10 protein-coding genes and 1 pseudogene are annotated in these 13,506 nt (G+C 40.8%); 10 read left to right on the top strand and 1 reads right to left on the bottom strand.

Annotation, left to right across the window (positions count from 1 at the left end; genetic code table 11):
• Positions 1-61 precede the first annotated feature (61 nt).
• The 10 genes and pseudogenes from ID165_RS11775 (at position 62) to ID165_RS26735 (ending at position 12,372) form a co-directional block, all read left to right on the top strand.
• Positions 62-1,195 carry a PorV/PorQ family protein gene (locus tag ID165_RS11775; protein WP_370539750.1) on the top strand — a complete coding sequence of 378 codons (1,134 nt, stop codon included), beginning with the start codon at positions 62-64 and terminating at the stop codon, positions 1,193-1,195.
• Positions 1,192-6,213 (top strand): C25 family cysteine peptidase, encoded by a 5,022-nt coding sequence (locus ID165_RS11770; RefSeq protein WP_192350782.1) that lies wholly within the window; start codon positions 1,192-1,194, stop codon positions 6,211-6,213. The genes ID165_RS11775 and ID165_RS11770 overlap by 4 nt, the downstream gene beginning before the upstream one ends.
• Before the next feature lie 395 nt (positions 6,214-6,608).
• Positions 6,609-7,112, top strand: coding sequence for a PDDEXK nuclease domain-containing protein (locus ID165_RS11765; RefSeq protein ID WP_192350780.1), 504 nt, complete (start codon positions 6,609-6,611; stop codon positions 7,110-7,112).
• Positions 7,113-7,265: 153 nt separating this feature from the next.
• Positions 7,266-7,616: pseudogene (locus tag ID165_RS27110) on the top strand (putative glycolipid-binding domain-containing protein).
• Between the two features lie 139 nt (positions 7,617-7,755).
• Entirely contained in the window at positions 7,756-8,535 is a 780-nt protein-coding gene (locus ID165_RS11750) for a hypothetical protein (RefSeq protein WP_192350777.1), read from the top strand.
• Between the two features lie 275 nt (positions 8,536-8,810).
• A complete protein-coding gene (gene arsM / locus ID165_RS11745) occupies positions 8,811-9,779 on the top strand; it encodes an arsenosugar biosynthesis arsenite methyltransferase ArsM (RefSeq protein ID WP_192350775.1) in 969 nt (322 codons plus the stop codon).
• 53 nt (positions 9,780-9,832) lie between these two features.
• Positions 9,833-10,081, top strand: a complete 249-nt coding sequence (locus ID165_RS11740) for an FUSC family protein (RefSeq protein ID WP_192350774.1) — start codon at positions 9,833-9,835, stop codon at positions 10,079-10,081.
• A 53-nt stretch (positions 10,082-10,134) separates the two neighbouring features.
• Complete coding sequence (locus ID165_RS11735; protein WP_192350773.1) at positions 10,135-10,866, top strand: DUF3667 domain-containing protein; 732 nt, start codon at positions 10,135-10,137, stop codon at positions 10,864-10,866.
• 455 nt (positions 10,867-11,321) lie between these two features.
• Positions 11,322-11,759, top strand: coding sequence for a DUF1016 N-terminal domain-containing protein (locus tag ID165_RS26740; RefSeq protein ID WP_225587101.1), 438 nt, complete (start codon positions 11,322-11,324; stop codon positions 11,757-11,759).
• Between the two features lie 4 nt (positions 11,760-11,763).
• Positions 11,764-12,372 carry a PDDEXK nuclease domain-containing protein gene (locus ID165_RS26735; RefSeq protein WP_225587100.1) on the top strand — a complete coding sequence of 203 codons (609 nt, stop codon included), beginning with the start codon at positions 11,764-11,766 and terminating at the stop codon, positions 12,370-12,372.
• A 333-nt stretch (positions 12,373-12,705) separates the two neighbouring features.
• Here ID165_RS26735 and ID165_RS11725 read toward each other — a convergent pair whose 3' ends face one another.
• Complete coding sequence (locus ID165_RS11725; protein ID WP_192350771.1) at positions 12,706-13,452, bottom strand: TVP38/TMEM64 family protein; 747 nt, start codon at positions 13,450-13,452, stop codon at positions 12,706-12,708.
• Between the last annotated feature and the right edge of the window lie 54 nt (positions 13,453-13,506).

Genomic DNA, 13,506 nt, shown 5'->3' with positions numbered 1-13,506 from the left:
AGTTTAAGAGGAATTCTGGCTTGAATTAAAATAGGATAGAGAAAATAGGTTATTTTGGATTGTGAAATATAGCATACGGGTTCATTTTTTTTTCTGTGTAATAGTGCTGTCAATATGGACAGGTCATGCTAAGCTGCTTGCCCAGGATTTGGCTCCCAAATATTCCAATGAATTTCTAAGCATAGGGGTGGGGGCAAGGGCTTTGGGAATGGGTGGAGCTCAAGTGTCAGCGGTCCGGGATGTAACGGCTGCTTATTGGAATCCCGCTGCGCTTATTGGAATTCAGCATACCTATGAGTTCAGCCTGATGCATTCGGAGTATTTTGCAGGAGTGGCTCAGTACGATTACTTGGGGTTTTCCTCACCGGTCAAAGACCAAAGTCAGGTCGCTGTGTCCCTGATCCGGTTTGGCGTAGATGATATTCCCGATACACGATTTCTTTACGATGCCAATGGTGCATTGAATTACAACAACATCCAGTTTTTCAACGCTGCCGATTATGCCATGCTTCTCAGCTATGCCAGAGCACTGTCGGACAAATTCAAAGTGGGCATGAATGCGAAGGTCATCCACAGGAATGTAGGCAAATTTGCACAGGCTTGGGGCTTTGGATTGGATGTGGGGGGGATTTACATAAAGGACAGGCTGACCCTGGGACTGATGGTGCGTGATATTACCACTACGTTCAATGCCTGGTCACATGATGCGGAGTTGGTCAGGGAGATATATGCCCAGACGGATAATGAAATTCCTGTAAATTCTCTAGAACTGACCTTACCGCGCGCTATATCCAGTGTGACTTATAGATGGCCACTTGGAAAGCAGTTTAGTTTGCTGACTTCAATGGATCTGGATATGACCTTTGACGGGCAAAGAAATACGGTGATAAGTACTTCATTGCTCAGTGTTGATCCGCGTTTTGGAGTGGAAGCGGGATTTCAGAATATGGCATTTCTACGCGCCGGTATCGGAAACTTCCAGTACATTAAGGATTTTCAGGGAAGTGAAAGCCTGAATGTGCAGCCAAGTATGGGGATCGGGGTTTTCTTGAGTGATCGGTTTCAAATTGATTACGCACTTTCGGATATAGGAAATGTATCAGAAACTCCTTACTCGCATGTGTTTAGTGTGAAAGTTAGTTTGGAGAAATTGGATCCTGAGTTTAGGAAATTTAAAGGCTGGGCAGACAGATGATAAAAAGACTACTCTTCGTTTTACTGACATTTTTTAGCCTTACTGCAAGCATTCAAGCACAGCAGCCGGTGTGGTACACCTACGGCCAGACCTATTATAAAATCCCCACAGCATCGGATGGAATTCACCGGGTTTCAGCAGTTGCATTGAGCGGTTCCGGTATCAATCTGAATGGGTTGGATCCTAGAGATATTCGACTTTATCACCGGGGGAAAGAGGTCGCTATCCATATTGAAGGAGAAAATGACGGAAAATTTGATGGAGAAGATTACATCGAATTCTTTGGAAAGAGAAATGATGGGACATTGGATAAATTACTCTATTACGATTTTGACGCGATTCCAAATCCGTACTTTAATACTACTTCCGACACCACGGCTTTTTTCCTAACCGTGACTACGGGTCAGAGCGGAAGGCGAATGAATCTACTGGCTGCACCTGAGGCAGCTTTGCCACTGGCAACCGGATATTCTTCGGAGAGATTACTGGCACTGGGTGAGCAATATTCGCTTGGGGTAGGATATGCCTTTGATTTTAGGCTGTCCAAGTTTGATCAGGGGCAGGGCTGGATGTCGACCGTAATCACTAAGGGAAATACCCGACAGCTTACGATGGATCAATTAGGTGCAGTAGCGGCCGGCGGTACGGCAAAATTAGAGTTTGGCTTGGTAGGCAGATCCGCAAGCGCACATGCTACGAGGATATATGCCGGACCGACCTCAACCACCAAGCGGCTTTTAGGGACGATAAATTTTTCAGGATATGAATATCCCCAACAGTCCCTGAATCTGGCAATGTCTGATTTCAATCCTGACGGAAGCATTGTTCTTTCCTTCGAGTCAGCCGGATCAGAGTCAGTGGATAATGTGTCGGTGGCTTTTGCCAAAATCACCTTTCAAAACAATGTGCGCTCAGGTGATTTTGCTTCAGAGCTTTTTATTTCTCCTGCCGGAATTGGGCGGATTCAGCTTTCCCAGCTTTCAGGTACCTATTCCGCATTGGAAATTTCTGATTGGGATAACCCCACGAAAGTACAATTGACGGAAAGCGGTGAGGCACTTTCGTTTAGGGCCGCAGTGCCCAATGATTCCAGTAAGATATGGGTTCAAAATGAGGAAACCGTCACTTGGGTATCAGCCTTGGAACCGGTAAGATTCAGAAACTACCTTGCTCAGCCTGCCAGTTATATCTTGGTAGGCCATCATGTGCTGGAGCAGCCTACCAACCAATTTGACAATCCCCTGAAAGCCTATGCCCAGCATAGGGCTTCACCGGCAGGGGGTGGGTTCGATACCTTGACGGTGAAGGTGGAGGATTTATACAATCAGTTTGCTTATGGAGAATATTCTCCTTTAGCTATTTATGAGTTTTTGAGAGCGTATTATCCTGCTCATAAGCCCACACACATGCTTTTTGCGGGTAGATCACTGGCGATGTATTCTACCGCCCGTGCCGGTGGGGTGACTTATTTCTACAGAAATAATCCTTCAGCATTTGGCTTTAGGGATTTGATTCCAGCAGGTGGATTTCCCTTTTCTGACAATAGTTATACTATTGGTCTTGATCCTTTCAAACCATTGACTCCGGCACTAGCTGTAGGTAGAATTCCGGCAAGAAATGCCCAACATTTGGCAAATTATCTAAGTAAGGCTATTGAAAAGGATGCCGTCGGGATTTCTGATTCCTGGCAGAAAGAATTGATCCATCTTAGCGGTGGCGTGTCGGAATTTGAACTGGATAGATACTATAATTTTTTGAATGGTTTTAAGACCACTGCAGAAGGGCTTTATTTGGGAGGAAAAGTGACTACGTATAGAAAGCGATCAAATTCCACTGTGGAAGTCATAGATATCACGGGGGATTTGAATGAAGGGAGGTCTATGCTCACTTTCTTTGGGCATGGAGCGCCGACGGTCATTGATATAGAAATCGGTTTTGCCTCTGATCCTACGTTGAATTATCAGAATAAAGGGAAGTATCCCGTGATGTTATTTAATGGGTGCGACTATGGGAGTGCCTTTGGCAACAGCTATACCCAGGGCGAGGACTGGGTGATCACCCCTGATAAAGGTGCTGCTTCAGTAATGGCAAATTCGGCTATCGGTGTGGATGTCTATCTGCGACGCTATTCTGATATGTTTTACAAAAATGCTTTTGGGGACAGTACATTGATCTATCGCACGCTGGGTGAGGTGAAGCAGAAAGCAGAGGAAGATTACATAGAGAATTACGGAATTACTCCGCTGTCTTACTCCCATATGGAGCAGATGATCAACTACGGTGATCCCGGACTTCGGATTTTTCCGGCTGACAAAGCTGACTATGCCATCAAGTTGGATGAGGTGTCGGTAGACAGCTTTGATGAACTACCTTTGTCGGTACTTTCGGATAGCTTGAAATTGAGCTTTGTGCTGAGGAATATAGGAAGAGTGGATACCGATTCCATAGCATATAAAGTCACTAGAAAATTGCCTGATGGGTCGGCTGAAGCATTTCCTCCAATTAAAATTCCTTATATAGCCAGAATAGATTCTTTGTTTTTTACCATTCCGAATACCGGACGGAATGCTGCCGGCGAAAATACATTTACCATAGAAATCAATGCTAAAATGGAAGTCGGAGAAATGACTTTTGCTAATAATTCTGTCTCTTATACGAAGTTTATTCCTCTTAGCGGAACATTGAATCTCTATCCGTTGGAGTATGGTATAGTCAATGGAACGGAGACAAAGCTGATCACCCAGATTCCCGGGAAAACCACTGAAGACCGCACTGTCATTATCCAGCTCGACACTGCGTCAAGTTTCAATTCAGCCTATCGTAAGGAAGTTCGTGTCACCACCCGCGGTTTGGCAGAGATGCCTTTGCCGCTAACTGTTTTCCCGGATAGCACTACGTTCTATTGGAGATCAAAATTTCAGGAAGCCAAACCCGGTGAATCTGATGCTTGGACGAACTCCAGCTTTTCCTACATTCCTTCGGGTGCTGAAGGCTGGACACAGCGCAGTACCTATCAGCTAGATGAGAACCAATTGATGAATTTAGAGTTCAGGGAATCGGACAGAAGCTGGAAATATGTGGATCAGCAAGCAAATATCGACGTGTTCACGGTAGGTGCGGGAGTAGACAGTCTTTCTTTTCGCAACACACAGTTCTATTTGAATCAGATTCCCCAGATCATAGATAATGTAAACAATGCCAATAGTCGATTGTGTCCAAATGGTTCCTTGGGTTTGGTTGCTTTTGAGCAAAAGAGCCTGATGCCTTATTTGGCGATTCCCGTACCCGGTTTTGATATTTTGGATTCCCGGACTTGTGGTCGGGTTCCACAGATGATACAGAGTATTCAGAATTCCTGGATCACCTCACCCGGACAGACTATGTTGGTGGATTATGTAAACAATGTGAAATCGGGGGATTATGTGGTGATTTTTTCCGTGGGCAATGTCACCTTTGAAGCCTGGCCTGATGTCGCTATTGAGAAACTAAAAGAATTCGGAGCAAGTGAAGCCACGCTTAGAGCTTTGAAAACAGGTGACCCCTACATCTTGTATGGCCGAAAAGGCATGCGTCCCGGAGAGGCGATAGAAATCGTGGGGGACAAGAATATGGAAGTGCCTTCATCCCAACAGACCCTTTCATTTGATACCGGACTTGCAGGCTACCTGACTTCCGGAATGATTCTGACACCAAGAGTAGGGCCGGCATCTTCTTGGGAGCGATTTTTTCAGAACGTCAACTCCAGAAGCTGGATCAATGAGGAAGAGAGGACTTATTTTGATATCATCGGTGTGAAGGGAAATGGTGAAGAAGAGCTGCTGATCGGGAATACCTTTGATCAGCAAATGGATCTCTCATTTATCAGTACAGAGACCTATCCTTACCTGAAACTGCGCTACAGCATGGATGATCCTGAGTCCACGGCACCGGCTCAGCTGGACAAGTGGCAGGTGAATTATATTGGGGTACCTGAGGGAGTTTTACTCTTGAAATCTGCCAAAGATCAGGTCAATCTCAGAGAAGGGGAGCCGGGACTCTTGGATTTGCAGTTCAAGAATATTTCGAAATACAACTTTTCGGATTCAATACAGGTGGATTGGAAAATGACCAATCTGACGAGCAAGAAAGTGGAAGAGTTTTCCAAGAAATTCCCTGCATTGAAAGCAGGTGAGGCATTTGACTTTACGATAGAATTCAATTCCATCGGGAAAGCAGGGGAGAATAGGTTGGAGATTTTTGCCAATCCCAGAATTCAGCGTGAGCAGACGTTCCGAAATAACCAGGTGGATATGGGCTCATACTTCATTGTGGAGGGAGATAATTCTACCGCACTGCTCGATGTGAATTTTGATGGGATTTACATTATGGACGGGGATATTGTCTCCCCGAATGTGCAGATTACCGCTCTTTTGAAAAATGAGCAAACCTTAATTTACAAAAAAGATACAGTTGGGTTGGATCTATATCTCAAGCAAAACTGTGAGGCCTGCGACCTCAAGCGGGTGAGTTTCTCCAATCCAAACCTGACTTGGACACCGGCTTCGGAAGAAGAGGATTTCAAGGTTTCGCTGATTCCAGGACCATTGGAAGATGGGATTTACACCCTTCGCATAGCAAATGAAGATTCTTCCGAACCCTATGAGATTACGTTTGAAGTGATCAATGAATCCCAGATCACCAATTTCTATCCCTATCCCAATCCATTCAGTACTTCTGTTCGGTTTGTCTTTACGGTGACGGGAATGGAAGTGCCCGATGAGATCAAGATTCAGATTATGACCGTGACCGGAAAAGTGGTTCGTGAGATCTTGCAGAATGAGCTGGGGCCGATCCGCATTGGCAATAACCTGACCGAATATGCTTGGGACGGCAAGGATGAATTTGGAGATCAGCTGGCAAACGGTGTGTATATTTATCGGGTGATGGTGCGGAAAAATGGGCAGTTTATGGAGCATAGACCGACAGCGGGAGATAAGGCTTTCAAGAAGGGCTATGGGAAGATGTATTTGCTGAGGTAGGTTTCGTCATTGCGAATGACGCAGGAGAGAAGCAATCTGGAAGATGTATAATGAGATAATGAAAAAATATCGAAAGCAGATTGATTGACAGTTTAGTGCTTTATCGCCATTTTCGATAAGCGGATTAACGTAAGGTCAGCAAAAAAAAACCGATACAATGGAATATTAGCTTTGGCCGTTCGTGGCGACACGAACGGCGGCCCAGATCTAGAACAAGCATAATCCGCCAGTCTTTGAATCGTAGTCAAGACGTTGAGCTAGAGGTAATTTGTAAGTACATTTTTATTTATTAGAATTAGTAATTCGTGGTTAATCGAAAGCGTTTATTTTGAATTGATGGAACTTCTAAAAGCTCCACGCCAAGAGATGTAGGCGCAGTGCATACTTTGAATATTATGAATGAATTGATAAAAAATACAGATAGTTTCTATGACAGAATTGCAGACTTACTTAAAGCAGCTAGACAGGCTGTGGTTAAATCAGTTAATCACACAATGGTTGTTACCTATTTTGAAATTGGTAAGTTGATTGTCAATCAAGAGCAGGAAGGTGAAGAAAAAGCAAAGTATGGGCGCAATTTGATCATTGAGCTTTCTGATAAGCTATCACGAGAATTTGGGAAAGGGTTTTCTGCTACAAACCTAAAGCAAATGCGGACATTTTATCTGACATATTCAAAAGGTCAGATGGTTTCTGACGAATTCAACTTAAGCTGGTCTCATTACCTAAAGCTTATGCGTATAGATGATGAAAACAAGACTATTGGGTTAATTCTATGTCAGAATAAGAATGAATCTATTGTACAATATACTTTACCCGAAAATAATGAGCAGATTTTTGCTAGTAAATATCAAACAGTTTTACCAACAAAAGAGAAGTTGAAGGAATTAATTTCCTGATTTAGAGTCAGGTGATAAGTGTACAATGTGTGGACTCAAAAGTCTCTACAGAGTTGAGAGAAATTTATGAAGTATTCCTCCCCCACTGAGCGTAGTCTAAGCGTTGAGGCCGCTAGGTGTAATTTGTAATTACACCTTTCTATCCCATTCAATTTGAAATTGATCTTGAAATTTGGGCGAAGTTACAAACTCACCCAGGCTCGGGGCTTTGATTTTATTGATATTTCCCTTTCACCGTTTACCAACACACTGCCGATAAATAGTCTACAACTAAATATTGGAGAAGAAAAAGAAATCAATGTAATTTATATAGACATATTATAAGATTATGTAAAGCCAGTAAGGCAAAACTATCGAAAGAACGAAGAAACAAATTTTAGATACGAAAACATACCGAATGACTTTCAAGCAGACATTGAAATAGACGACCAAGGATTGGTAATATTTTATCTTTCATTATTTGAAAGGCAAACGAAAATTATAAAAACGTCAGCTAACAACTAGGGGTTTTCCGAAGGAAAATCCTCGCTCATACACACGCAACTTTCCATACACGAACACGTTGACGATAATTAAAACTGTCATCAAGCATTGATAAAGAAATTACATCTTGATGATTGAATTTGTATAAGACCTAAATCATATGAAAAAATTAGTTTATCTATTGACGATTCTGCTTTTAATGAATGGCTGTTACAAAGATGAAGATTTGTTAAAAACAGCTATACTTGATGATCCATCTGCTATGATTGTGTTTTGTCAAAGAGCCCCAGCCGATACATTAAGAAAAGTGTCATATGAGTATTCTAATAACAATCTAATTGCAGAAACTATATTCAATAATGGAGAAATTATAGATAAGACAACGTTTGATTATAATTCTGATAACCAGTTGATTTTTGAGACTTATGTCACAAATTTACAAGTGGTAGAAAAGAGTTACATTTATAATGAGCTAAACCAATTGATAAATATAAAATACAAATTTACGGACTATAATGCTGATGGACAAATATCTAATGAAAGTGAAAGTGACGCTCCGAGAGAGTATCAAAATAACCAATTAGTCAAAGAATGGGAAAGTTGGGGAGGCTTCAATACTTATGAATATAAGAATGGAAAAGTCGTAACTAAGATTAATTATACCAAAAGTGGGGAGAAACATCATTTTACATATTATACATATTCCGGCGATTTATTGATCGAAGAAAAAAAGGAAACTAATGTGGGAGGATTAATGTACTTGAAAACCTATACTTATGATTCACAAAACAGATTGATTCAAATCCGAGATAGGGAAAATATCATAGAAGAGAACGATTACAATGATAAAAAACTGATTGAGAAAAGAACTTACTATTTTGGAATTGACCCAGGATTTGATGTGTGTTATGGAAACTATATTTATAGATATGAATATTGACTACCGCCAACTTCACCTTGGATAAAGCCTGCCTTTGTCGGCAGACAGGCATGCAATACCGGGAAATACGAAAATTCAGTATCTTTAAGAAGTTAGGAGTAGGATGGAAGGACACATCTCCGAACCTCCCTGATGGAATTCAGGCTTGCCGTCTCCAAATTTGTCTGCCAGAGGCAGTCTGAATCCCGTTTTGTGCAACCGTAAACATTCAAGAAATGATAGAATAAAGTAGTGTATAATACGATTACTTTATTTTACTAATTAACAAAAAATTTATGAGCTACTTAGAAGCAACCCACGACTTATATAAAGACGCAGCCTTAACACCAACTATTGGGCTTTGCTGTACCACCAATCCAATTTGGGAATTACCAGGCTTAAAGATTCCGAAAATAATGCAACAAATGAATTATGGTTGCGGGAGTACTGTAAATGCCCGTGATTTAACTAACAACCCAAAAATTCTATATGTCGGTGTGGGTGGTGGAATGGAATTATTACAATTTTCTTATTTCTCCCGTCAGAAAGGAGGAGTGATTGGTGTAGATGTGGTAGACGAAATGCTGGAAGCATCCCGTAGAAATCTTGTGGAAGCCGAAGAAGTGAACCCCTGGTTTAATAGTGAATTCGTTGAACTCAAGAAGGGAGATGCATTAAACTTACCGGTAGCCGATAATTCTATTGATGTGGCTGCGCAAAACTGCCTGTTTAATATCTTCAAAGAAGCTGATCTCAAACGGGCATTAGATGAGATGTACCGTGTGTTAAAGCCACAAGGAAGGTTGGTGATGAGTGACCCAACTTGTGAGCAACCTATGAATGAAACTCTAAGAAATGATGAACGCCTACGTGCGCTTTGCTTAAGCGGAAGCCTTCCAATAAATGACTATATAAAAGCCTTAACCGATGCTGGCTTTGGTACCATTGAAATTAGAGCGCGCAAACCCTATAGAATACTTGACACTAAAAATTACCCCACAGATGAATTAATATATATTGAAAGTATTGAAGTGGCAGCTATTAAAGACCCGGTTCTGCCAGACGGTGCTTGTGTATTTACTGGAAAAGCGGCAATTTATTACGGAGATGAAGAATATTTTGATGACAAAAAAGGACATGTTTTAATGAAAAATCAACCCTTGGCTATTTGCGATAAAACCGCAAGGCAGTTTAAAGAGTTGGGTAGGGATGATATTTATATTTCTAAATCTACCTTTCATTACGATGGAGGAGGCTGTTGTTGATTTTTTTAATTTATAATTCAATTTTAATCCAACCAAACCACCAACTCAAGAATATGAACCAAGAAAAATTAGCAGCATTGACAGACCAAGAATTGCTGGAAGAAGCAAAAAAGAGTAAATCCTCAAAGATTTACGATGCCGTCATCATCGGTGTACTGATTGGGATTGCAATTTATAGCACCGTTAAAAATGGCTTTGGGTTGTTGACTTTTCTTCCTTTGGTCTATTTGCCGATTGCAGCAAAGAACAAGATCAAAAATTCAGAGCTGCAGAAACATTTAAAGGGGAGAAATTTAGAATAAACAATGCAAAGCCCTTTATCTTCGATTAAAAATATACTACGCGATTTGGCCAAATGAACAATCAGAATCCTTTAGAATATTGTAAAAAGTGTGAGCTGGAAATCACTGGCAATTATTGCGTAAGCTGTGGCAATGCCAAAGAATTGCAACGGATTGATGGGAGGTATATAGCCAAGGAGGTCACTAGTGTTCTAAACTTTGATAAAGGGATATTATATACGATTAAGGAGTTACTGATCAGACCCGGGGCAGCTGTGAGAAGGTTTATAGCTGAAGATAGAAGTAGACTGGTAAAACCGGTGATTTTTATCATAGTCAGTTCATTGATTTATTCGGTTTTAAGAGGATTCTTCCACTTTGAAGATGGATATATCAAATATGATGATTCCAATTATACCACAACAACTGTCATTTTTAAATGGTTACAAAATAACTATGGCTATGGGAATTTGATAATGGGGGTGTTTATAGCCTTTTGGACTAAGTTACTTTTTAAAAAATATGGCTATAACTTCTATGAAATACTGATTCTTCTATGCTTTGTCATGGGAATAGGGATGATTATTCTGGCTGCGTTTGGAACAATTCAAGGGTTGACTAGCCTTAAGGTTTTAGATTATGGAGGGGTGCTTTTTATAGTTTACAGTTGCTGGGCAATTGGGCAATTTTTCGATAAAAAGAGAGTATCCAACTACTTCAAAGCACTTTTTTCCTACATATTAGGCTTGATTACATTTACGATTGCAGTTTTATTGATAGGCAATTTGATTGATCTAATAGTTTGACCATTGGGAGTAAGTCTCCGGATCTACCTGAAGCTGGCAGGCTTGTGCCTTTTGTAATGCAGTCTCCAGACTGCTGGTACAAAGAGCTTTAGCCAGTCGTGAGGACACGCACGGCGGCACAAGTAAAGTGCCATTAACAAAAGACGATATAATAAAAACTATTTGGGGTTCACCTACCGCAAACTTTGGAGATGGGGGCCTTTGTAGGTAATTATCCATTTCTGTAGTTGGTAACTGCACATTTTAGCCAGTCGCCACCTGATCAAAACAGCACTGGAAAACAATATCAAAAGAAGAATTGGTTTTGACTAACCAAATTGATACGCAATGTCTGTAACCTTTCAAACTAAAATCAGGATGCATTTAAATTCGGAATCATACCAATAAATCAACAACTTAGTGGTAAAAGAATATAATAACGGATTCCACGAAAGAGCAGTTTAGTTAATAATATAATGTCAGAACTAAGCGAAATTCCCCTTAATCACCTTATTGATCGCATCAAGGCAATCGTTGAAGTGAGTCGTGCCCATATTTCGCAAACCATTAATGCAACCATTACGGCCACTTATTGGAATGTCGGAAAAGTAATTATGGAAGAAGTGCTTGAGAACAAAAGAGCAGTCTATGGTGAAGAAGTAATTAAAAAGCTCTCCCAACAGCTCACCCGGGAATATGGTAAGGGATGGAGTACAAAACAGTTGCAACATTGTCTCCACTTTGCAGAGACTTTTCCGAATGAAGCAATTGTCTCCGCACTGTGGAGACAATTGTCCTGGTCACATTTTAAAATCCTGATGTATCAGGATAGCGAGCTCAAAATAAATTTCTACGTCCAAATGTGCCGTATAGATAGAGAAATGGAGCACCCGACAGTTGCAAGAAAAAGTTGATTCCATGCTTTTTGAGAGAACTGCCATCAGTAAAAAACCTGCAGAACTTGCCAGAAAAGAAATTGATAGCATAAAAGCAGAAGACAAAGTAAGCCCTGACCTTGTGTTTCGAGACCATTATGTGTTGGATTTCCTGAATCTCAAAGACACCTTCTCAGAAACTGATTTGGAAACCGCCATTATACGGGGTCTGGAAAATTTCATCCTTGAATTAGGCATTGGATTCACTTTCGTGGCCAGACAAAAAAGAATGACTATTGACCATATTGATCACTACCTCGACCTGCTCTTTTATCACCGGAAATTAAAGCGCCTAATTGCTATTGAATTGAAAATTGGAAAATTCAAAGCCGGATACAAAGGACAAATGGAACTCTACTTACGCTGGTTGGAAAAACACGAAATGGAACGGGATGAAGAATTGCCTATTGGTTTAATCCTTTGTGCTGAAGGAAATCAAGAGCAAGTAGAATTATTGCAACTCAATAAAGCCAATATAAAAGTGGCAGAATACATAAGCCAGCAGTTGCCAAAGGAATTGCTAGAACGAAAGCTCCATCAATTTGCAGAAAATGCAAAAAGAATTATGGAAAATAGAATGAAAGATAAATAATGAAGGACATACATTTTAGAGAAGTACAACGCCTTGTTTAATAGCCTGAAAAGCATCACTGCCAACTATGTCAATACTAATATAAAATATGATACAGACAGGTGAGAAAGAATTACATAGATTAAAGTATAGGCTGAATCTAGTTCTGATTGCACTTCTGTGTTTCACGACTTTAGCACCTTGTGTTATATTTTATTCAATTATTCCTCGAACCTTTTACAGCAATACAACAGGATAAAATATAAGAGGGTAATCGAAAATTATTCCTGATGATTGATTTGGAAAGGATGGGAATATCCAACTGCGATTATTTCTGATCGGCTACGTAGTAATTCAGCGTTTTTTCCTCACATAATTATAAATCCCTCCAATTCCAATAATCAATAAAGCAGCTCCGACTCCCCATTGCAGCGGAGTATTCATGGACTGCTTGGCTTCCATATAAGAACTGGCTGCCACTCCCGCGGCAAAAGCGATGACTGTACGGGTAAGCATCCCGGGGATTCCATAGATCAATACCTTCCATAGCTTGATATTCAAATTGGCAAACAGGAAGTTGGATACGGCAAAGGGAACTACAGGAGAGATTCTCACGAAAAAAACCAATGAACCTTCCTTTTCTTTTCGGGATTCGATTGCTTTGTGAAATTTCGGGTTTTTCTTAAACAGTAATTCGGTGAAGCCCATATTCGTGACTTTCCCCAGTGCATACCCTAGCACAGAAGCCAGCGAATAGCCCAAAATCAAAAATGGCAGAGAAGTCCATCCGAAATAAAAACCTGAAGCCAAGGCAATCAGCGTGGTAGGAAGAAGTGCCAAACCCATCAGCAATGCACCGGTAACAGTATAGGCAAAGTAATCCAATGCAGTGTGGAGTCTGTATGCTTCGAGTAAATTGTAATTTGCCGCGAAAATTATGCTTCCTATAAAAGGCATAGCCGTAACCCATAGCCATGCAAAAATTCCGGCAGGATGAGTGCCGAAGTACCGACGGATAGTTTTGAATATCCTGCCCTTTTTTGTCATATTTGATCTATCATCGAGTGATCCACTGGGAAAGTCTGCAAGTTTAACATGCATAGTCTAAAATCACTCTGAAAATCTCAAAAGGTTTTCTTTTTCATAAAGCCAAAA

The organism is Algoriphagus sp. Y33 (assembly GCF_014838715.1).
Lineage (GTDB): Bacteria > Bacteroidota > Bacteroidia > Cytophagales > Cyclobacteriaceae > Algoriphagus.
Note: the sequence above shows the minus strand (reverse complement) of the source record. Positions and strands in the feature narration are given on the sequence as shown.

Coding starts and splice junctions, on each gene's coding strand:
- ID165_RS11750 (WP_192350777.1), top strand. CDS start 7,756: ATGAAAAAATTAGTTTATCTATTGACGATTCTGCTTTTAATGAATGGC.
- ID165_RS11740 (WP_192350774.1), top strand. CDS start 9,833: ATGAACCAAGAAAAATTAGCAGCATTGACAGACCAAGAATTGCTGGAA.
- ID165_RS11725 (WP_192350771.1), bottom strand. CDS start 13,452: ATGCATGTTAAACTTGCAGACTTTCCCAGTGGATCACTCGATGATAGA.
- ID165_RS11770 (WP_192350782.1), top strand. CDS start 1,192: ATGATAAAAAGACTACTCTTCGTTTTACTGACATTTTTTAGCCTTACT.
- ID165_RS26740 (WP_225587101.1), top strand. CDS start 11,322: ATGTCAGAACTAAGCGAAATTCCCCTTAATCACCTTATTGATCGCATC.
- ID165_RS11735 (WP_192350773.1), top strand. CDS start 10,135: ATGAACAATCAGAATCCTTTAGAATATTGTAAAAAGTGTGAGCTGGAA.
- ID165_RS11765 (WP_192350780.1), top strand. CDS start 6,609: ATGAATGAATTGATAAAAAATACAGATAGTTTCTATGACAGAATTGCA.
- arsM (WP_192350775.1), top strand. CDS start 8,811: ATGAGCTACTTAGAAGCAACCCACGACTTATATAAAGACGCAGCCTTA.
- ID165_RS26735 (WP_225587100.1), top strand. CDS start 11,764: ATGCTTTTTGAGAGAACTGCCATCAGTAAAAAACCTGCAGAACTTGCC.